At 53.4% G+C, this 21356-nt stretch carries 19 protein-coding genes and 1 rRNA gene; 9 read left to right on the forward strand and 11 right to left on the reverse strand.

Annotated elements, in window-relative coordinates; translation table 11 throughout:
- Positions 1-92: ribosomal RNA gene (gene rrf / locus SPG90_RS20180) — 5S ribosomal RNA — on the forward strand; the annotation flags it as partial.
- Between the two features lie 99 nt (positions 93-191).
- On the opposite strand, the gene mobB is transcribed toward rrf, so the two are convergent.
- Together mobB and mobA are read right to left on the reverse strand one after the other, a co-directional pair.
- The gene (gene mobB, locus SPG90_RS20185; RefSeq protein WP_045405302.1) at positions 192-695 is read right to left on the reverse strand and encodes a molybdopterin-guanine dinucleotide biosynthesis protein MobB; all 504 of its coding nucleotides are present in this window, start codon (positions 693-695) and stop codon (positions 192-194) included.
- Positions 692-1276 (reverse strand): molybdenum cofactor guanylyltransferase MobA, encoded by a 585-nt coding sequence (gene mobA / locus SPG90_RS20190; RefSeq protein WP_063408680.1) that lies wholly within the window; start codon positions 1274-1276, stop codon positions 692-694. Before mobA ends, mobB begins: the two co-directional genes overlap by 4 nt.
- A 68-nt stretch (positions 1277-1344) precedes the next feature.
- Here mobA and SPG90_RS20195 point away from each other — a divergent pair, with 68 nt between their 5' ends.
- The 3 genes from SPG90_RS20195 to dsbA all read left to right on the forward strand — a co-directional run bounded on the left by SPG90_RS20195 (position 1345) and on the right by dsbA (position 3327).
- Positions 1345-1614, forward strand: a complete 270-nt coding sequence (locus tag SPG90_RS20195) for a YihD family protein (RefSeq protein WP_003861904.1) — start codon at positions 1345-1347, stop codon at positions 1612-1614.
- A 75-nt stretch (positions 1615-1689) separates the two neighbouring features.
- Complete coding sequence (locus SPG90_RS20200; protein ID WP_126304477.1) at positions 1690-2676, forward strand: serine/threonine protein kinase; 987 nt, start codon at positions 1690-1692, stop codon at positions 2674-2676.
- A 27-nt stretch (positions 2677-2703) separates the two neighbouring features.
- On the forward strand, positions 2704-3327 hold the full coding sequence (dsbA, locus tag SPG90_RS20205; RefSeq protein WP_023309771.1) for a thiol:disulfide interchange protein DsbA: 624 nt from the start codon (positions 2704-2706) through the stop codon (positions 3325-3327).
- Between the two features lie 23 nt (positions 3328-3350).
- Here the strand turns inward: dsbA and SPG90_RS20210 are convergent, their stop codons facing one another.
- Positions 3351-4202, reverse strand: coding sequence for an acyltransferase (locus SPG90_RS20210; RefSeq protein ID WP_231106821.1), 852 nt, complete (start codon positions 4200-4202; stop codon positions 3351-3353).
- Between SPG90_RS20210 and SPG90_RS20215 the strand changes: the two genes are divergently transcribed.
- Positions 4099-4362 (forward strand): hypothetical protein, encoded by a 264-nt coding sequence (locus tag SPG90_RS20215; RefSeq protein ID WP_223825995.1) that lies wholly within the window; start codon positions 4099-4101, stop codon positions 4360-4362. The genes SPG90_RS20210 and SPG90_RS20215 overlap by 104 nt on opposite strands.
- Positions 4363-4699: 337 nt before the next feature.
- Positions 4700-7492 carry a DNA polymerase I gene (gene polA, locus SPG90_RS20220; RefSeq protein WP_322408290.1) on the forward strand — a complete coding sequence of 931 codons (2793 nt, stop codon included), beginning with the start codon at positions 4700-4702 and terminating at the stop codon, positions 7490-7492.
- Positions 7493-7803: 311 nt separating this feature from the next.
- On the opposite strand, the gene yihA is transcribed toward polA, so the two are convergent.
- Complete coding sequence (gene yihA / locus SPG90_RS20225; protein WP_023309768.1) at positions 7804-8433, reverse strand: ribosome biogenesis GTP-binding protein YihA/YsxC; 630 nt, start codon at positions 8431-8433, stop codon at positions 7804-7806.
- Positions 8434-9010: 577 nt separating this feature from the next.
- Here yihA and yihI point away from each other — a divergent pair.
- Both yihI and hemN read left to right on the forward strand, forming a co-directional pair.
- Positions 9011-9526 carry a Der GTPase-activating protein YihI gene (gene yihI / locus SPG90_RS20230; protein WP_023309767.1) on the forward strand — a complete coding sequence of 172 codons (516 nt, stop codon included), beginning with the start codon at positions 9011-9013 and terminating at the stop codon, positions 9524-9526.
- A 188-nt stretch (positions 9527-9714) separates the two neighbouring features.
- The gene (gene hemN, locus SPG90_RS20235) at positions 9715-11088 is read left to right on the forward strand and encodes an oxygen-independent coproporphyrinogen III oxidase (RefSeq protein ID WP_126304475.1); all 1374 of its coding nucleotides are present in this window, start codon (positions 9715-9717) and stop codon (positions 11086-11088) included.
- Between the two features lie 72 nt (positions 11089-11160).
- Here hemN and SPG90_RS20240 read toward each other — a convergent pair whose 3' ends face one another.
- From SPG90_RS20240 to glnA, 4 genes are all read right to left on the reverse strand, one after another.
- Positions 11161-11271 carry a YshB family small membrane protein gene (locus tag SPG90_RS20240; RefSeq protein WP_023333898.1) on the reverse strand — a complete coding sequence of 37 codons (111 nt, stop codon included), beginning with the start codon at positions 11269-11271 and terminating at the stop codon, positions 11161-11163.
- Positions 11272-11382: 111 nt separating this feature from the next.
- A complete protein-coding gene (gene glnG / locus SPG90_RS20245; protein ID WP_008501858.1) occupies positions 11383-12795 on the reverse strand; it encodes a nitrogen regulation protein NR(I) in 1413 nt (470 codons plus the stop codon).
- An 11-nt stretch (positions 12796-12806) separates the two neighbouring features.
- Positions 12807-13856, reverse strand: a complete 1050-nt coding sequence (gene glnL, locus SPG90_RS20250; protein ID WP_008501857.1) for a nitrogen regulation protein NR(II) — start codon at positions 13854-13856, stop codon at positions 12807-12809.
- Between the two features lie 171 nt (positions 13857-14027).
- Complete coding sequence (gene glnA, locus SPG90_RS20255; protein ID WP_023309763.1) at positions 14028-15437, reverse strand: glutamate--ammonia ligase; 1410 nt, start codon at positions 15435-15437, stop codon at positions 14028-14030.
- A 378-nt stretch (positions 15438-15815) separates the two neighbouring features.
- Here glnA and typA point away from each other — a divergent pair, with 378 nt between their 5' ends.
- Entirely contained in the window at positions 15816-17639 is a 1824-nt protein-coding gene (gene typA / locus SPG90_RS20260) for a ribosome-dependent GTPase TypA (protein ID WP_032639914.1), read from the forward strand.
- Between the two features lie 63 nt (positions 17640-17702).
- Here typA and ompL read toward each other — a convergent pair whose 3' ends face one another.
- The 3 genes from ompL to SPG90_RS20275 all read right to left on the reverse strand — a co-directional run bounded on the left by ompL (position 17703) and on the right by SPG90_RS20275 (position 21314).
- The gene (ompL, locus tag SPG90_RS20265; protein WP_126304474.1) at positions 17703-18389 is read right to left on the reverse strand and encodes a porin OmpL; all 687 of its coding nucleotides are present in this window, start codon (positions 18387-18389) and stop codon (positions 17703-17705) included.
- Positions 18390-18463: 74 nt separating this feature from the next.
- Complete coding sequence (locus tag SPG90_RS20270) at positions 18464-19888, reverse strand: MFS transporter (RefSeq protein ID WP_047174091.1); 1425 nt, start codon at positions 19886-19888, stop codon at positions 18464-18466.
- A 43-nt stretch (positions 19889-19931) separates the two neighbouring features.
- Entirely contained in the window at positions 19932-21314 is a 1383-nt protein-coding gene (locus SPG90_RS20275; protein ID WP_045404224.1) for an MFS transporter, read from the reverse strand.
- Positions 21315-21356: the final 42 nt, after the last annotated feature.

Here is a 21356-nt window from a genome sequence, read left to right on the forward strand (position 1 = left end):
CCACCTGACCCCATGCCGAACTCAGAAGTGAAACGCCGTAGCGCCGATGGTAGTGTGGGGTCTCCCCATGTGAGAGTAGGGAACTGCCAGGCATCAAATAAGTGAAAAGGCCATCCGTAAGGATGGCCTTTTTGCGTTTTAGCATCACAGAGATTTGTAGGCCGGGTAGGGCGAAACCGCCACCCGGTAAGTCAGATCGCACTCCACTCCACTATAAACTCCGCAATCCCTTCCACATCATTTAAATCCAGCGTCGGAACTTCAAGCGGCAATACAACATCACTGGCCACCGCAATCACATGCTCATCCAGCGTTAATTCGCTGAAATCATGCCCGGCATCGCTTCTGAACAGTAGGATCTTAGGCACTGCCTCATGCTTAAATCCCTCAACCAGCACCAGATCCAGCGTGGTATGATCCATCCGGCTGACCAGATAAGCGAGATCCAGCGGCGCCTCATCCGGCGTTTCTGTCATCAGCGCCCAGCGTTGAGTACTTGCCACCATCGTTTGCGCTGCACCCGCTTTACGCAATGCATAGCTATCTTTGCCCGGTCTATCGACATCCATATTATGATGGGTGTGCTTAATCAATCCTGGACGGATACCTCTGGCACAAAGCGCAGGAATGAGCTTTTTCAGCAGCGTGGTTTTCCCGGTCCCACTCCAGGCAGAAATGGCTACGACAGGTATCATCTTTTCTCCTGCATCATCTGCAAATCGTCAGGCGTATTCACATTCACAAAAGCTGATTTTAAATCGCTAAAATCAACGGGATGACCGCCAGACTCGCGCATAAAAGCCATCACCCTGCGCTCTCCCGCAGCCAGATAGGACTGCAGGGCTGGCGCCAGGGATCGGTGCATCAATGCGATAGCAGGATGATCACGCTCGCCGTCATGTACCCAAACCACAGGAACCGTACCCCGAAGCAGCAACAAACGTTCGACAAGACAGGACGGAATAAACGGGGTATCGCAGGGACAGAAGATGAACCACTCTCCGTGAGACTGTTGCATGACCGAAAGCATACCAGCCAGCGGTCCCGGGTAATCCTCAAGGATATCCTGGTAAACGGCGTACCCGCTGAGCTGGTAAGTGTCGATATGCCGGTTAGCACTGATGACCATTGTCGACACCTGGCCTGCGAGCGTATCAGCGACACATTGCCATAAGGGTTTGCCGTTCAGGCGTTGAAGCCCCTTATCTTTTCCCCCCATTCGCGTCGCTCTGCCACCTGCCAGAACGACCCCAATGATTTCCTGGCTAAGATTCACGAATATCGCCTCTTTTATTGTGGGATTGACCCTGCTAACGTGTCACTCTAAATGAAAGGAGCACCACCATGAAATGTAAACGTCTGAATGAAGTTATTGAACTCCTCCAGCCCGCCTGGCAAAAAGAGCCAGAGCTAAATCTGATGCAATTTTTACAGAAACTGGCGAAAGAGTCAGGTTTTGACGGCGAACTGGCAGACCTTTCTGACGACATTCTGATCTACCACCTTAAAATGCGTGACTCTGCCAAAGATGCTGTTATTCCTGGTATTCAGAAGGATTATGAGGAAGATTTTAAGACCGCATTACTGCGCGCCCGAGGCGTAATTAAAGAGTAAAAGCTTGTAAGCGGCGGCACCGAAATCGCCACAAGATGATATCCTGAATCATTCGTATAATTTCCGGATGATCGGATGAACGACCAGGCTTTTACTTTCCAGACATTACACCCGGACACCATTATGAATGCCCTGTTTGAACAGGGTATTCGGGTGGACTCCGGGCTAACACCGTTAAACAGCTACGAAAACCGCGTCTATCAATTCCAGGACGAGGATCGTCAGCGCTTCGTCGTAAAGTTCTATCGTCCAGAACGCTGGTCCGCAGAACAAATTCAGGAAGAGCATCAGTTTGCTCACGATCTGCTGGATGACGATGTTCCCGTTGCCGCGCCGCTAAAATTCAATAATCAAACGCTCCTCACGCACGAAGGGTTTTACTACGCTGTATTCCCAAGCCTGGGTGGCCGCCAGTTTGAAGCGGATAATATCGATCAGATGGAGTGGGTTGCCCGCTATCTTGGGCGCATACACCAGACGGGACGCAAAAAAGCCTTTATTGCCCGCCCGACTATCGGAATTCAGGAATACCTTCTTGAGCCACGCGAAATATTCGAAACGTCTGCCATGATCCCCGCTGCGTTAAAGGATGATTTCCTCAACGCCACCGATAAGCTCATTGCTGCTGTTAAAACCTGCTGGCGTGACGATATTTCCGTCCTGCGCCTGCATGGCGATTGTCATGCCGGAAATATCCTCTGGCGTGATGGCCCGCTGTTTGTCGATCTCGATGATGCGCGTATGGGGCCCGCGGTTCAGGACCTGTGGATGCTGCTCAATGGCGACAAAGCCGAGCAACGCATGCAGCTTGAAACCATTATTGAAGCTTATGAAGAATTTAGCCCGTTTAATTCAGACGAAATTGCCCTGATTGAGCCTTTACGTGCGATGCGTTTTGTTTATTATCTCGCATGGTTAATCAGGCGTTGGGACGATCCCGCATTTCCCCGGAATTTCCCGTGGCTTACCGGAGAGGATTACTGGCGTAGCCAGATATCTACATTTACTGAGCAGGTCAAGGTTCTTCAGGAACCCCCTCTGCAATTAACGCCGATGTATTAATTGGACACACCCAGGAGAGAGTTAATCATGAAAAAAATTTGGCTGGCGCTGGCAGGTATTATTCTGGCATTTAGCGCTTCTGCTGCGCAGTTTACCGACGGCAAACAGTACACCACGCTGGACAAACCGGTCGCTGGCGAGCCACAGGTTCTGGAGTTTTTCTCGTTCTACTGCCCACACTGCTATCAGTTCGAGCAAGTGCTGCATGTTTCGGATAGCGTAAAGAAAAAGCTGCCAGAAGGCACCAAAATGACCAAGTACCACGTCGAGTTCCTGGGCCCATTGGGTAAAGACCTGACCCAGGCGTGGGCGGTTGCGATGGCACTGGGCGTGGAAGATAAGATCACTGCGCCAATGTTTGAAGCCGTACAGAAAACCCAGACCGTTCAGACCACTGCGGATATCCGCAAAGTGTTCGTTGATGCCGGCGTGAAAGGTGAAGAGTATGACGCTGCATGGAACAGCTTTGTGGTGAAATCTCTGGTTGCTCAGCAGGAAAAAGCGGCTGCTGACCTCCAGCTTCAGGGCGTTCCGGCGATGTTTGTTAACGGCAAATACCAGCTGAACATGCAGGGCATGGACACCAGCAGCATGGATATCTTCGTACAGCAGTATGCAGATACCGTGAAATACCTGGTTGAGAAGAAGTAATTTCGCTGATGTAAAAACGCCGGTCACTGACCGGCGTTTTTGTATAAAGATTTAATATTGTCTATCTGTTCGTCTTTCTCTTTCCAGAGCGTATTAAGCCACTGCTGGAAACGACGCTTGAAACTCTTATCGTTAACGTAATCACCGTGCAGCCCGGCATCTATCGGGACCAGATCGACACGCACAACAATGCGCGTCAGTTTGCCGCTGAGCATATCGTAGAACGGCGTCTTATCGTTTTCCGGATAGCAGAGCGTGACGTTCAGGAGTTTATCGAACTGCGATCCCAGCACGTTAAGCGCCATCGCAATACCCGCAGCCTTTGGCGGCAGCAAGTGCTGGTAAGGAGAGCGGGTTTGTTGGTGCTTCTCCTCCGTAAATCGGGAGCCTTCAACAAAGTTTACGATGGTCGTAGGATGCGCGCGAAACTTTTCGCAGGAACGGCGTGTGGTCTCCACATCTTTGCCGCGACGCTCGGGATGACGAATCAAATAGCTGCGCGAATAGCGTTTCATAAACGGCATATCAAGCGCCCAGCAGGCCAGCCCGATAAAAGGCACCCAGGCGAGCTGCTGTTTCAGAAAGTATTTGTTCATCGGGATGTGTTTGCGAAAAAGTACGCATAACACCACGATGTCCGCCCAGCTGTGGTGATTGCAAATCAGCAGATACCAGTTCTTCTTGCTAAGACTCTCCAGCCCTTTGATATCCCACTTCAGATGCGGGTTCAGGCACAGCAGGATCGCCAGTCCTTCGCACCAGCAGTACATCATGAAATTACAAAATGCGGACACGGCTCGCCACACCACAGGGACAGGCAACAGCAGTTTAACGATCCCGGCGATAATGATCGGCACAGAGCAGGCGACAGTCACCAGGATAGTTAAAATGATGCTTAACAGTAATGTTATTGCAGCGAGCAATCTCGACATGATGAGCTTTTTCAAATGGTTAGCTGTAAGTGAGCGGCCGGCTATTCGACGCTGGGCGCTGATTTTACCAGAAAACGGACAAATTAATGGCGCTTTCATGTGATGATTTGGCCGCTTTTACCCTGCCGTAGACGATTTCACTGTGATTCCGCGCTTATCAAGGCTTATATCCACATAGACTAAATTGCCATCGGTTGGCCATATAGATAAGATCTAAGGTGATAACAGCATGATAATTAAGATCTAAAAATTAACTCATATGTATTTTTTACGTCTGTTATTCATATGAAGTGAAAATATGCACAAACTTATCCACAGTTTGATTTTTGCGAGCGATCCTCACGATCGCAAAATCTTTTCCTGTATCTGGTGCTAATACCTGATGTTTTCATCCTTCTGTGGCATCCTTTACCCATAAATTGATTAAAGGCACGGACATTATGGTTCAGATCCCAGAAAACCCTCTTATTCTCGTCGATGGCTCTTCTTACCTGTATCGGGCATACCATGCGTTTCCTCCTCTGACCAATAGCGCAGGGGAACCTACCGGCGCAATGTACGGCGTGCTGAACATGCTGCGCAGCCTGATCCTTCAGTATCAGCCAACCCATGCGGCTGTAGTCTTTGATGCGAAAGGTAAAACTTTCCGCGATGAGCTGTTTGAGCATTACAAATCTCACCGTCCGCCAATGCCTGACGATCTGCGTGCGCAGATTGAGCCGCTGCATACCATGGTAAAAGCGATGGGGCTGCCGCTGCTGGCCGTCTCTGGCGTTGAGGCTGATGACGTTATCGGCACGCTGGCGCGTGAAGCAGAAAAGATGGGGCGTCCTGTGCTGATCAGCACCGGTGATAAAGATATGGCGCAACTGGTGACGCCAGGCATCACCCTGATTAACACCATGACCAACACCATTCTGGGGCCAGAAGAAGTGGTCACAAAGTATGGCGTGCCGCCTGAGCTGATTATCGACTTCCTCGCGTTGATGGGCGATTCCTCGGATAACATCCCGGGTGTCCCTGGCGTCGGTGAAAAAACCGCGCAGGCGCTGCTCCAGGGGCTAGGTGGTCTGGATACGCTCTACGCGGAGCCAGACAAAATCGCCGGGCTCTCCTTCCGTGGCGCAAAAACCATGGCCGGAAAACTGGAAGAGAACAAAGAGGTGGCTTATCTCTCCTATAAGCTGGCCACAATCAAAACCGATGTCGAACTGGAGCTGGGCTGTGAGCAGCTTGAAGTGCAACAGCCTTCCGCTGACGATCTGCTGAGCCTGTTTAAGAAATACGAATTCAAGCGCTGGACCGCTGACGTGGAAGCCGGTAAATGGCTGCAGGCGAAAGGGGCTAAACCTGCTGCAAAGCCGAAGGAGACAATCGTCGTTGACGCAGAAGAGCAGGCGGAAGAAGAAGCCGTGGCGCTTTCCTTCGACAACTACGAAACCATTCTTGAAGAGTCACGGCTGATCGCCTGGATCGATAAACTGAAAAAGGCGCCGGTCTTCGCCTTTGATACCGAAACCGACAGCCTCGATAACATCTCTGCCAATATGGTTGGCCTGTCATTTGCGACAGAGCCGGGTATTGCCGCCTACGTCCCTGTGGCGCACGATTACCTGGATGCGCCGGAGCAGATCTCCCGTGAACGCGTGCTCGAACTGCTGAAGCCGATCCTGGAAGACGAAAAGGCGCTCAAGGTCGGGCAAAACCTCAAGTACGACCGCGGCATTCTGCAAAATTACGGCATTGAACTGCGCGGGATTGCCTTCGATACCATGCTTGAATCCTACATTCTGGACAGCGTCGCGGGCCGCCATGATATGGATTCCTTATCTGACCGCTGGCTCAAGCACAAAACGATCACCTTTGAAGAGATTGCCGGTAAAGGGAAAAATCAGCTCACCTTTAACCAGATTGCTCTGGAAGAAGCGGGGCGCTACGCGGCGGAAGACGCTGATGTCACGCTGCAGCTGCACCTGAAGATGTGGCCAAAACTGCAGAAGCATGAAGGTCCGCTGAACGTGTTCCAGCATATCGAGATGCCGCTGGTGCCCGTGCTATCCCGCATTGAACGCAACGGCGTGAAGATTGACCCAACGGTGCTGCATAACCACTCCGGGGAGCTGGCGCAGCGTTTGACCGAGCTCGAGCAAAAAGCGCATGAGCTTGCAGGCGAGCCGTTTAACCTCTCTTCACCGAAGCAGCTGCAAACCATTCTGTTTGAAAAGCAGGGCATCAAGCCGCTGAAGAAAACCCCTGGCGGCGCACCGTCAACCTCTGAAGAGGTGCTGGAAGAGCTGGCGCTGGATTACCCGCTGCCAAAAGTGATTCTGCAGTACCGAGGCCTCGCGAAGCTGAAGTCTACCTACACCGACAAGCTCCCGCTGATGATCAACCCGAAAACGGGTCGTGTGCACACGTCGTACCATCAGGCTGTTGCGGCGACCGGTCGTCTCTCATCAACCGACCCCAACCTGCAGAACATCCCGGTACGTAACGAAGAAGGCCGCCGTATTCGCCAGGCTTTCATCGCACCAGAGGATTATCTGATTGTCTCTGCTGACTACTCGCAAATCGAACTGCGCATTATGGCGCATCTGTCCCGCGACAAAGGCCTCCTGACCGCGTTTGCCGAAGGAAAGGATATCCACCGGGCAACCGCGGCGGAAGTCTTCGGCTTGCCGCTGGACAGCGTGACCAACGAGCAGCGCCGCAGTGCTAAGGCGATCAACTTCGGTCTGATTTACGGCATGAGCGCATTTGGTCTTTCGCGCCAGCTCAACATTCCACGCAAAGAGTCGCAGAAGTATATGGATCTCTATTTCGAGCGTTATCCGGGGGTGTTGGAATATATGGAACGCACCCGCGCGCAGGCGAAGGAAAAAGGTTACGTCGAAACCCTGGATGGCCGCCGTCTCTACCTACCGGACATCAAAACCAGCAACGCGGCGCGTCGCGCTGGCGCAGAGCGTGCGGCGATCAACGCCCCGATGCAGGGTACCGCGGCGGACATTATTAAGCGTGCAATGATCGCCGTTGATGCCTGGCTGGAAAAAGAGAAGCCTCGCGTGAAAATGATCATGCAGGTACACGATGAACTGGTATTTGAAGTGCACAAAGACGACCTCGACGCCGTGTCGAAGAAGATCCACGAACTGATGGAAAGCAGCATGACGCTCGACGTGCCGTTGCTGGTGGAAGTGGGAAGTGGAGAAAACTGGGATCAGGCTCACTAACGGTTCTTCGCATAACGCGCTTTTTATGTAAGTTTGCAACATAACAACGCGCGTTTTGTGACAATCATTAGAATTCCCTATGTAAAGAATGAAAAAAAACTACAAAAAGTGCTTTTTCTGCAGCACAAAAAGGGGTAGAGTTGTCGGCGTAGGGTACAGAGGTAAGATGTTCTATCTTTCAGACCTTTTACTTCACGTAATCGGATTTGGCTGAATATTTTAGCCGCCCCAGTCAGTAATGACTGGGGCGTTTTTTATTGCGGCAAAGAAAAATTCAGGCAAAAAAAACGCGGCTATCGCCGCGCTCCGTATTACTCTTCTTCCGCTTCCGTCGCGGGTTCCAGCTCGCTAAACCAGGTATCGAGCTTCTGACGCAGCTTGTCCACGCCCTGCTTTTTCAGCGAGGAGAACGGCTCAACCTGCACATCACCGTTGAACGCCAGCACCGCTTCGCGAACCATATTCACCTGCGCTTTGCGCGCGCCGCTCGCCAGCTTATCGGCTTTCGTCAGCAGCACCAGCACGGCGATATCGCTTGCTACAGCCCAGTCGATCATCTGCTGATCCAGATCTTTCAGGGGATGGCGAATATCCATCAGCACCACCAGACCTTTCAGACACAGGCGTTTTTCCAGGTATTCACCCAGCGCACGCTGCCACTTGATTTTCATCTCTTCCGGTACCTGCGCGTAACCGTAGCCCGGTAAGTCGACCAGGCGTTTGCCCTCTGCGACTTCAAACAGGTTGATCAGCTGGGTACGGCCAGGTGTTTTTGAGGTGCGCGCCAGGCTCTTCTGATTGGTCAGCGTATTCAGGGCGCTGGATTTCCCCGCATTGGAGCGGCCAGCAAATGCCACTTCAATACCGGTATCAGAAGGAAGGTGGCGAATATCGGGCGCACTGGTGACAAAATGCGTCTGTTGGTAGTTCCAGGTAGTCACGTGGTCGTCTCCAAAATCGTAATCTGAAGGGGATTATACCCGAATGCAGGCAAAAGGCTTTTCTGATTGCTATGAGCAGTAGACGAATGCCACAACCGGTGTGAGAGATCGGCCAGTAATGCTATGCGAGATTTCAGAGAATTCGCAGGCGTAAAAAAATTCAAACTGTTTTAAATCATAAGCTTATTTCCAGGTAATTATCTGAAAATCCCTCTTTGTACCGTTTCGTTGCTTGTTAGTTTAACTGAACAAGGTAAAGTGTGCGTCAGGGCGAGGAAGCCAACAGGAAATCGACTTAAGGATGAGGGTCAGGAGCGCCAGGAGGCGAAGACGCAGGATTGTCAGGATGACCAGCGCCTGGAGGCGTTTTAAAAGGAAATGGAACCGTATCACGGACGGTATTAGCCAAGGGATAAACAGGGTTTGTTGTTGGCAAACACGGAATGTCTGACCCGCTAAGGGTTGTGAGTCAGGAAAAAAGGCGACAGATTGCTCTGTCGCCTTTTTTCTTTGCTTGCTTTCTGCTAGATTTCGCCGCAATTCTATACTGAAGAAAACGACTTAAAGATAAAACATCATGAAAAAACCAACCTCCGCTGCAGGCGCGAAACGCCCTGTAAAAGCACGCCGCAAAACGCGCGAAGAACTGAACCAGGAAGCGCGCGATCGCAAACGCGATAAAAAACATCGCGGTCATGCTGCGGGTAGCCGTGCCAACGGTGGTGGTGCAGCGGGTGCTTCTGCGAAAGGCAAACAGCAGAAAGACCCTCGTATCGGCAGTAAAACTCCCATTCCACTGGGCGTGACAGACACCCCGGTCACTAAGCAGCACAAACCAAAGAGCGAGAAACCTATGCTTTCACCGCAGGCTGAGCTGGATTTGCTGGAGAACGATGAGCGCCTGGACGCGCTGCTGGAACGTCTTGAAGAGGGTGAAACCCTGACCGCTGAAGAGCAGTCATGGGTGGATGCCAAACTGGATCGTATCGATGAACTGATGCAGAAGCTGGGCCTGTCATACGACGATGACGAAGATGAAGAAGAAGACGAGAAGCAGGAAGATATGATGCGTCTTCTGAAGGGTGGAAACTAACATTTGCACCCGGCAGGCACGATAGTCCTGCTTATAACCCTTCCGGTTATATGTTATCTGGTGTGGTTATTCGTTAAACTACGGCGGTTGTCGCGGCGACAGAAGTGGCTGCGCACCCGAATGATGGCCCGCGATGGGGCCAGAACGGGCCGCCGTATACGAACGCGACACCAACGGAAGGAGTGAGCATGTCAGCACCAACTATCGACTGGGATTTGGCCCTAATCCAGAAATATAACTATTCCGGGCCGCGTTATACGTCATACCCCACCGCGCTGGAGTTCTCCGATGCCTTCGGCGAGGCTGATTTCCAGCAGGCTGTCGCGCGCTATCCTGAGCGTCCGCTTTCGCTCTACGTCCATATTCCGTTCTGCCACAAGCTCTGCTACTTCTGCGGGTGCAATAAAATCGTTACCCGTCAGCAGCACAAAGCCGACCAGTATCTTGATGCGCTCGAACAAGAAATTGTGCATCGCTCGCCGCTGTTTGCTGGCCGTCACGTCAGCCAGCTTCACTGGGGCGGCGGTACGCCAACCTATCTGAATAAAGCGCAAATAAGCCGCCTGATGACCCTGCTGCGCGGCAATTTCAGTTTTAACGCCGACGCTGAAATCTCGATCGAAGTCGATCCGCGTGAAATTGAGCTCGATGTACTGGATCACTTACGCGCCGAAGGCTTCAATCGTCTGAGCATGGGCGTGCAGGATTTCAATAAAGAGGTTCAGCGTCTGGTGAACCGCGAGCAGGACGAAGAATTTATCTTTGCCTTACTCAATCACGCGCGTGAGATTGGTTTCACCTCGACCAATATTGACCTGATATACGGCCTGCCAAAGCAGACGCCGGAAAGCTTCGCCTTCACCCTGAAGCGCGTGGCCGAACTCAACCCGGACCGCCTGAGCGTCTTTAACTATGCGCATCTGCCGACGCTCTTTGCCGCTCAGCGCAAAATAAAAGATGCCGATCTTCCTTCTGCCCAGCAGAAGCTGGATATCCTGCAGGAAACCATCACCTCGCTGACCGAAACCGGCTATCAGTTTATCGGGATGGATCACTTTGCCCGTCCGGATGACGAGCTGGCGATTGCGCAGCATGAAGGCGTTCTGCACCGAAACTTCCAGGGCTACACAACCCAGGGCGATACCGATTTGCTGGGGATGGGCGTCTCCGCTATCAGCATGATTGGCGACTGCTACGCGCAGAACCAGAAAGAGCTGAAGCTTTACTACCAGCAGGTTGATGAAACGGGCAACGCGCTGTGGCGCGGCATTGCGTTAACGCGCGACGACTGCATCCGGCGCGATGTGATTAAGGCGCTAATTTGCAACTTCCGTCTCGATTTCAGCGACGTTGAGTCGCAGTGGGATCTTCATTTCAGCGATTATTTTGCGGAAGACCTGAAGCTGATTGCACCGCTGGCGAAAGACGGGCTGGTGGATGTGTCGGAGAACGCGATTGAGGTCACGCCGAAAGGGCGTCTGTTGATCCGTAATATCTGCATGTGCTTTGACGCGTATCTGCGTCAGAAAGCGCGACTGCAGCAGTTCTCGCGGGTGATTTAAGGCGCATTGCCAAAAGCACTAAACGTAGGCCGGGTAAGGCGAAGCCGCCACCCGGCTTTTACGTTCAACTCGCTAGCTAAACAGCCCAACCAGCGCCGCACACAACATAGCCGCAACGGCTGTTTGTGGCGTGTGGCTTTCAGCGGCTCCGCTAGAGAGCATATTCACGATTGTTTCCAGCATGATGTTCACCCCCAATTTCCGGGCACGATCATACAAAACTCATCGGAACAGTAAAGCGCAAAATAACGGCAATTTGCGCTCAATTAATAACCTTTACACAGCGGCGTGCGATCACTCCATTCCCAGCTCTTTAAGCTTGCGCGTCAGGGTATTACGTCCCCATCCCAGCAGGCGAGCGGCTTCCTGCTTATGACCCTGCGTATGGCGAAGCGCGGTGGTTAACAGCGTACGCTCCATCTCTGGCTGAGCTTCAGACAGCAGGTTTTGATGACCGGAACGCAGCGCGCGGTCGGCCCACTGCGCCAGCAGCGTCGCCCAGCTGTCCGGCAGCGCGTGCCCGGAACTGCTTTCAGGCGCGGTTGCTTCAAACAGCTCGGCCGGTAAATCCTGAATCAGCACTTCCTGCCCGGCGGCCATCACGGTTAACCAGCGACAGGTGTTTTCCAGCTGACGCACGTTGCCCGGCCACGCCAGACGCGTCAGAGCGGCATCGGTTTCCGGGTGAAGCTGCTTGGCTTCCACACCCAGCTCGCGGGCGGCCACCTGCAGGAAATGACGTGCCAGGCGGGGAATATCTTCCCGACGCTCACGCAGCGGCGGCAGATGAACGCGGATGACGTTCAGACGGTGGAATAAATCCTCACGGAATTTTCCTTCCTGCACGCGTTGTTCCAGGTTCTGGTGGGTCGCGGCGATAATACGCACGTCCACCTTCACCGGCGCATAGCCGCCCACGCGATAAAACTGCCCGTCGGCCAGCACGCGCAGCAGGCGGGTCTGGACATCCAGCGGCATATCGCCGATCTCATCCAGAAACAGCGTACCGCCGTCGGCCTGTTCAAACCGCCCCTGGCGAATGGTATTGGCGCCGGTGAATGCCCCTTTTTCATGGCCGAACAGTTCGGACTCAATCAAATCCTTCGGGATCGCCGCCATATTCAGGGCGATGAACGGCGCTTTTGCCCGCGGGCTGTGGCGGTGCAATGCATGCGCCACAAGCTCTTTACCGGTTCCCGACTCACCGTTAATCAATACGCTGATGGACGAGCGGGATAAACGACCAATAATGCGAAACACGTCCTGCATCGCCGGCGCTTCACCGATAATGTCTGTGGTTGGCCCAAAATCGGGCGCGTGGCGCGGCTGTTGCTGCTCCTGATAATGGCTAATCGCGCGCTCAACCAGCGCCACCGCTTCGTCGATATCAAAGGGTTTGGGCAGATAATCGAATGCCCCTTGCTGATAGGCGCTCACTGCGGCATCCAGATCGGAGTGCGCGGTCATTATGATGACCGGAAGCATAGGGTGGCGTTGTTTGATCTGCTTTAACAGCGCCAGCCCGTCCATGCCCGGCATACGAATATCCGAAAGCAGAACATCTGGCGTTTTGGTGGTGAGTGCGTCGAGCACTTCGCTGCCGCTCTCAAACGTCGTGCAGCTTAATCCTGCCCCTGTGAGCGCGCGTTCAAGCACCCAACGGATGGAGCTATCGTCATCGACTACCCAGACTATCCCTCGTTGCATAAACGTCACCTTTATTTTTTAATCGGCAGGAAAACCGAAAACTCGGTATGTCCCGGCCAACTGGTAAATTCAATTTTCCCGGAGTGTTGATCGATCAAACTGCGGGCAATGGATAAGCCCAGGCCGGTTCCGCCTTCGCGACCGCTTACCATCGGGTAGAACAGGGTGTCCTGCAAATGCGATGGAATGCCGGGCCCGTTATCCTCAACGTCGATTCGGGCGGCCAGCCGGTAGCGCACGCCGTGTAACGTGAGCTGGAAGGCGGTGCGGGTGCGTAAAATAATCTCACCGCCTTCAGGCCCCAGCGCCTGCAGGGCATTACGCACAATATTCAACAGGACCTGCTCAATCTGGTCCGGGTCATGGGCCAGTTCCGGCAGGCTTGGGTCGTAATCACGTACCAGCGTGACGTTCTCTGGCAGCTCCATTGAGACGAGCTTCACCACCCGCTCAGCCACTTTATGGATGCTTTCTGTGACGTGCATTCCCGGCTGCTGTGGCCCAAGAAGACGGTCTACCAGATTCCGCAGACGGTCCGCCTGCTCAATGATGACGTTGGTATACTCCGCCAGCGCGGGATCGGGCAGCGCTTTGGTCAGAAGCTGCGCCGCGCCGCGTAATCCACCCAGCGGGTTTTTGATTTCATGCGCCAGACCGCGCACCAGATCACGGGCGGCAATCTGCTGCGCATGCTGAAGCTGCTCCTGGCTCAGTCGACGCTGATTATCCATCGGCGCCATTTCCAGCAGGATCAGACCTTCGGGAAGCCGTTGCGCGGTTAACGACAGAATGTGCGAGCGCCCGTCGATCACCAGCGTGACTTCGTTATCGGTAAACCCCTGGCCAGCCTGCAAACTTTCCTGCATCAGGCCAATATTCAGCGAAAAATAGCTCAGGAGTTCAGGAAGCGGGGTACCGAACAGTTTACGTGCGCTTTGGGCGAGCAGCTGCTGCGCGGCCGGGTTGGCGTAATGAACGGCCAGCTCGTCATCGACCAGCAATATGCTGTTAATCAAAGAATTGAGGATCTGCCCAGCATCGGGCAGCGTGCCAGTTGCCATTCAGCAGTCTCCTGGAGTCGTTTGCACTAATTTAGTGCAGTATAGCGTTTTCGGCGTAAAAAGCGCGTGAGATCAGGTTGTTGGTGGAGAAAAAAGCCCATCCGGAGATGGGCTAAAAGTTTCCACGGCAACTACCCCCGGCGTTTATCACGCCGGGTAAAACAACTTTTATTAAACGCTGTAGTACAGTTCGAACTCAACCGGGTGTGGAGTCATACGTACGCGGTCGTTCTCTTCCATACGCAGGGCGATGTAGGCATCGATAGCGTCGTCAGTGAATACGCCACCTGCAGTCAGGAACTCGCGGTCTGCGTCCAGCGCCTGCAGGGCTTCTTCCAGAGAGCCAGCAACCTGTGGGATCTCTTTCGCTTCTTCTGGCGGCAGGTCGTACAGGTTTTTGTCCATCGCTTCGCCCGGGTGGATCTTGTTCTTGATACCGTCCAGACCGGCCATCAGCAGTGCTGCGAAGCACAGGTATGGGTTAGCCGCTGGGTCCGGGAAGCGAACTTCGATACGACGCGCTTTAGGAGAAGCCACCACCGGAATACGGATAGAAGCAGAACGGTTACGTGCAGAGTAGGCCAGCATCACTGGCGCTTCGTAGCCCGGGACCAGACGCTTGTAGGAGTTCGTGGTTGGGTTCGCCAGGGCGTTGATCGCTTTAGCGTGTTTGATAACACCACCGATGTAATACAGCGCCTGCTCGGACAGACCGGCATATTTGTCGCCAGAGAACAGGTTGGTACCGTTCTTGGACAGAGACATGTGGCAGTGCATACCGGAACCGTTATCGCCAAACATTGGTTTTGGCATGAAGGTCGCGGTTTTACCGAAACGGTGCGCAACGTTGTGCACAACGTATTTGTAGATCTGAATTTCGTCCGCTTTTTTGGTCATGGTGTTGAAGCGGGTTGCCACTTCGTTCTGACCAGCAGTCGCCACTTCGTGGTGGTGAGCTTCAACAACCAGGCCCATCTCTTCCATCACCAGACACATGGTGGAACGGATGTCCTGTGCAGAGTCGACCGGAGGAACCGGGAAGTAACCGCCTTTCACGCCAGGACGGTGACCTTTGTTACCGCCTTCGTATTTGGTGGAAGAGTTCCATGCACCTTCGATGTCGTCGATAGCCACGTGGGAGCCAGAAATAGAGGCACCGAAGCGGATGTCATCGAACAGGAAGAATTCTGGCTCTGGCCCGAACAGAACGGTGTCTGCGATGCCGGTAGAACGCAGGTACTCTTCAGCGCGTTTCGCGATAGAACGTGGGTCGCGGTCGTAGCCCTGCAGCGTGCCTGGCTCGAGGATGTCGCAACGGATGATCAGGGTTGGTTCTTCGAAGAACGGATCAATGACCGCAGTGGTCGCGTCTGGCATCAGAACCATGTCGGATTCGTTAATGCCTTTCCAGCCACCAATGGAGGAGCCGTCAAACATTTTGCCTTCTTCAAAGAATTCGGCGTTCACCTGATGAGCAGGGATTGTGACGTGCTGTTCTTTACCTTTGGTATCGGTGAAGCGCAGATCAACAAACTTCACTTCATGTTCGTTCAGCATCGTCAAAACGTGTTCAGCGGACATACTTAACTCTCCAGATTGGTCATTGTCGTCGTGGTAACGAGGTCTTCAATTTCTGTTTGTACTGGCTGGTGCCATGTATTTTTTATAAAGCGAAATCTGTGCCAACTTTTAAATCACCCCAAAAAGGCGTTATCATGCGCACCATAGTGCAAAAGGGCTGCACCACAATGGATTTGTTGCACCAGTATAGTGCTTCAATGTGAACATTGAGCACTATATTGGTGCAATTTACGTTAAAGTGCCCTTTTACCGCTCCGTGAAAGCGATCACAAAGCATCTCTGCGATACTTGTTTGCGGGGGATGTTTGTGATCCTGTTTTGTAGTGCGATTAATCCGTGTACAATAACGCGCTATTTCTAAATGCCTGAGGCAAAGTTGTGATCGAAAATTTGCGTAACATCGCCATCATCGCGCACGTAGACCATGGTAAAACTACCCTGGTTGACAAGCTGCTGCAGCAATCCGGTACGTTTGATGCGCGTGCCGAAACCCAAGAACGCGTGATGGACTCCAACGATTTGGAGAAAGAGCGTGGGATTACCATCCTCGCGAAAAACACCGCGATTAAATGGAATGACTACCGTATCAACATCGTTGATACCCCAGGGCACGCCGACTTCGGTGGCGAAGTTGAACGTGTAATGTCCATGGTAGACTCCGTTCTGCTGGTCGTTGACGCAATGGATGGCCCAATGCCACAGACGCGCTTCGTGACCAAAAAAGCTTTTGCCCATGGTCTGAAGCCAATCGTTGTTATCAACAAAGTTGACCGCCCTGGCGCGCGTCCTGACTGGGTTGTTGACCAGGTCTTCGACCTGTTCGTTAACCTCGATGCGACCGACGAGCAGCTGGACTTCCCTATCGTTTACGCATCTGCGCTGAACGGTATCGCAGGTCTGGACCACGAAGACATGGCTGAAGACATGACCCCGCTATATCAGGCGATTGTTGACCGTGTTCCTGCACCAAACGTCGATCTCGACGGCACCCTGCAGATGCAGATCTCTCAGCTCGACTACAACAACTACGTTGGCGTAATCGGCATTGGTCGTATCAAGCGCGGTAAAGTGAAGCCTAACCAGCAGGTTACTATCATCGATAGCGAAGGCAAAACCCGTAACGGTAAAGTCGGTAAAGTACTGACTCACCTGGGTCTTGAGCGTATCGAGAGTGACGTTGCGGAAGCGGGCGACATCATCGCTATCACCGGTCTGGGTGAACTGAACATCTCCGACACCATCTGCGATCCGCAGAATGTCGAAGCGCTGCCAGCCCTGTCCGTTGATGAACCAACCGTATCCATGTTCTTCAACGTCAACACCTCTCCGTTCTGTGGTAAAGAAGGTAAATTCGTTACCTCTCGTCAGATCCTTGACCGCCTGAACAAAGAGCTGGTGCACAACGTTGCGCTGCGCGTTGAAGAAACCGAAGATGCTGATGCATTCCGCGTTTCTGGTCGTGGTGAGCTGCACCTGTCTGTTCTGATTGAGAACATGCGTCGTGAAGGTTTCGAAATGGCGGTTTCCCGTCCGAAAGTAATCTTCCGCGAGATCGATGGCCGTAAACAAGAGCCATTCGAAAACGTAACGCTGGACGTTGAAGAGCAGCATCAGGGTTCTGTGATGCAGGCTCTGGGTGAGCGTAAAGGCGACCTGAAAAACATGAATCCAGATGGCAAAGGCCGCGTACGTCTCGACTACGTGATCCCAAGCCGTGGCCTGATCGGCTTCCGTTCTGAGTTCATGACCATGACCTCCGGTACCGGCCTGCTGTACTCCACCTTCAGCCACTACGACGACGTTCGTCCGGGCGAAGTGGGCCAGCGTAACAACGGCGTACTGATCTCCAACGGTCAGGGTAAAGCTGTTGCGTTTGCGCTGTTCGGTCTGCAGGATCGCGGTAAGCTGTTCCTGGGTCACGGTGCTGAAGTTTATGAAGGCCAGATCATCGGTATTCACAGTCGTTCTAACGACCTGACCGTAAACTGCCTGACCGGTAAGAAACTGACCAACATGCGTGCGTCCGGTACTGACGAAGCAACGGTTCTGGTTCCACCGATCAAGATGACTCTGGAGCAGGCTCTGGAATTCATCGATGATGACGAACTGGTAGAAGTGACTCCACAGTCAATTCGTATCCGTAAACGTCACCTGACCGAGAACGATCGTAAACGTGCTATGCGCGGTGCGAAAGAAGACTAATACAGGTTAGCGTTAACGCTGTCATGTATGTAAAAAGCCGCTGAGCGATCAGCGGCTTTTTTATTAGAACGAATACCGTAATCCTAAGCGAATGCGATACTGCTCCCGGTTGTAATCATTCCATCGGTCCAGCCACTGCAGTTCGAGGTACGGCAGCCAGTTTCTGTCGATCTTGTAGCTGAATTTATTGGTAATTTCCCAGTGATGGTCTTTGCCATTTTTGCTGTGGTAATCATTCACCCGCTGGAAAAAGTGCGGTTCAAAGGTGTAGAAAAACGCATCCGTCACTTTGAAATTCCAGTAGTTGGCAAATTCGTGCGTGTCGTTTTTATCCATCTGCCCGTTATAGTCCGGCGTATCGTAATTGTTATGGTTATAGCGATAGCGGAACGTCAGATTAAACCAGTCCGTAAATTTGTAGTTGGTATCTAAATAAACTGCGCCACCGGACCCTGCGCTGCTGTCGTTAATCAACCCACCGGGCTGGAAGGTGAGTTTGTCGGTCGGCTTAAAGAGCGGATACCACCCCTCGATTTCGTTATAGCTGTGCTTCAGCTCATCCCATTTGCCCACGTTATAGGCGTTGGTGAACATCAGGCCCGCGCCCATATCAAAGTTATATCCTGCGCGCAGGATCATCTCGTGCATCTCTGAGGCCGTATTGTAGGCTTCACGCGTTTCGACATAGGCCCCGGCAAATACCGGGCAGGACACAGACGACACGATCAGTACAGTGATGATTCTTTTCATAATTTGTCCATGTATCAGGTACAGAAAGGCCTCCCTCCTGATTAACAGGAAGGAAAGAATGGCCGGATTTATTGTTATAAAGTGACTGCTGACGCTTTATTGTTGGTGGTTATCTCAGGGGTATTCGCTGATTGTTTTTTCCGTTTTCCAATCTCCTCGATAATAAAGGCGAAGCGCGCTTCGTTGAGTTTATAAAACAGCCCCATGGTCACGGCAGCAACAATCGCCAGACCGCACGGCCACAGGAAAATAAGCTGACGCAGACCAAGCAGCGTGCCCGCGCTCTGCACGGCATGGGGAACGTAGCCAATCTGGGTTAGCATAATCCCGGGCAGGAAACCGGCGAGCGCCGCAGAGATTTTGCGCGAGAAGGTGTAGCCGGTATACACCGACCCTTCGGCGCGGATGCCGGTTTTCCACTCGCCGTAATCGACGGTATCCGGCACCAGCGCCCAGTTCAGGCTGTTCACAAACGCGGTGCCGAAAAAGGCCATGCAGGAAAAAAGCACGAACAGCAGGGAACTGGTTCCCCAGAAAAAGTTGAGCACGTCGCCCACCGCCCACAGCGCCAGACCGCCGAGATAAACCGGCTTCTTGCCAAAACGCTTAACCGAGCCGGGCACCAAAAACACGCCAACCAGAATGCAGCCCATGCTGAAGAATCCCATCCACGACAGCAAATGGAGATCGTTCAGCACGTACTGGGTGTAATAGACCTGAATCGCCAGCTTGATGTTGAAGGCGGCGAGGGTACACAGGTTGGCGATACACAGCACCAGTAGCGGCGGATTGCGGAAAATCGCGCAGAACGATTTCAGAATGCCGGGCTTATGGTGATCGGGCGTAAGCTCCACGTAGCGTTCTTTCACGCCGCTGTAGCACCACCACATGCAGAACAGGCCGCCGGTAACGAACACCAGCGCGGCCACCAGATAGCCCTGGGAGGGTTGGCTGATGAACAGCGCCTGAATGGGCATAAAGCCGACGGTGCAGAGCAACAGTCCCACCGTTGCGCCACCCTGACGCCACGCCGCAAGCTGCGCGCGCTCGTTCGGGTTTTTGGTGATGGCCGGGACCATCGCACCGTAGGCGCAGTTCATCAGGCTATAGCAGAGGCCAAACATCATAAAGAGCACGGTGGCGAGAGCCGTTTTCACCGTCAGGCTAAAGTCGTTGGCCATAAACTGCGCCGTTGCCACCAGCGCCACCGGGACGGAGGCGTAAAGAATGAATGGCCGGAATTTCCCCCTCGCGCCGATGTTACGCCGGGAGTCGAGCAGCACGCCGGTCAGCATATCGGTCAACGCGGTAAAGAACTTAGCCACCAGGAAAATAATGCCGCCATAGAACGCCGGCATACCCAGCTCATCGGTGTAAAACTTTAGCAGATACAGCGTGCCAATACAGAGCATCAGGTTCGAGCCAAAATCGCCCATTCCGTAGGCGCACTTCTCTCGCAGGCTCAATTTTAGGGTTAACGGATCACTGTTATGTGTCATGGTCGATCCTCAGAGCGCCCAGTCGGGCGCTCTATCTCGTCATTTAGGCCGTACGTTTGCGCAGTTCGATCTCTTCAACAATGCGCACATACATCTTCTCGTTGAGGTTATAGAAGCAGCCCATCGCCACGATGGTGATGACCGCCAGCAGGCTCGGATAGATAAATATCAGCTGCCGCAGCCCTTCAACCGTTCCGGCGGACTGCACCACGTTGGGTACATAGCCGATCTGCGTGAGCATGATCCCCGGGAAGAAGCCCGCCAGCGCCTGCGAGACCTTACGGAAGAAGGTAAAGCCGGTGTAGACCGTGCCTTCGGAGCGCACACCGGTGCGCCACTCGCCGTACTCCACGGTATCGGACACCAGCGCCCAGTTCAGGCTGTTAACGAACGCGGAGCCGAAGAACGCCAGGCAGGAGAACGCGACAAAGCTCACCGAGCCGCCGCCGAGGAAGTAGTTGAGCAGATCGCCCGCCACCCAAATCGTCAGCCCGCAGATGTAGACTTTTTTCTTGCCGAAGCGCCGGACCGCGCCGGGCATCATAAAGACGCCGATAAAAATACAGCCCATGCTGAAGAAGCCCATGTACGACAGCAGAATCGGGTCGTTCAGCACGTACTGCGTGTAGTAGACCTGAATGGCGAGCTTGACGTTAAAGGCGCCCAGCGTGCACAGGTTGGCGATGCACAGGATAAACAGCGGACGGTTCCCGGCGATGGCGCGAAACGACTGCAGCAGGCCCGGCTTTTGCGTCGGATTTGCAGGCTGTGTCTCGACGTAACGCTCGGTCACGCCCTTATAGCACCACCACATGAAGAACAGCCCGAACAGCGAGAAGAGGGTGGCGGCAAAGATATAGCCAAGCTGGTCATTGCCTTCAATCAAATTCATCACCGGAACAAAACCCACTGTACAGAGCAGCAGGCCCAGCGTCGCGCCGCCCTGGCGCCAGGCGGCCAGCGAGGCGCGCTCGTCCGGATTTTTGGTAATAGCCGGTACCATCGCGCCGTAGGAGCAGTTCATCATGCTGAAAAACAGGCCGTAAAGCATGAACAGCATCGTCGCCATCACCGTTTTACCGGTCATCTCAAACGGCGTGCCGACGAAGTTAGCAATCGCCAGCAGCGTCACCGGGAAGGCGGCATACAGTACGAACGGGCGGAATTTCCCTTTCGGGCCAATCTTGCGCCGGGAGTCGAGCATGATCCCGGTGCCCATATCGGTGAAGGCGGTAAAGAACTTCGCAATCAGGAAGATGATCCCGCCGTAGGTGCCCGGCAGCCCCAGCACGTCGGTATAAAACTTCAGCAAATAGAGCGTGCCGATATCCAGCAGGATGTTTGAGCCGAGATCGCCCATCCCGTAGGCGAGTTTTTCTTTAAACGGCAGGCGTAGGGTTGCCGGATCGGAAGTATGTTGACTCATTATTGTTCTCCGTCTGCCCGCAGGTTTCCCTGCGGGCGAGCC

Source organism: Enterobacter sp. D2 (assembly GCF_034427575.1).
GTDB lineage: Bacteria > Pseudomonadota > Gammaproteobacteria > Enterobacterales > Enterobacteriaceae > Enterobacter > Enterobacter cloacae_M.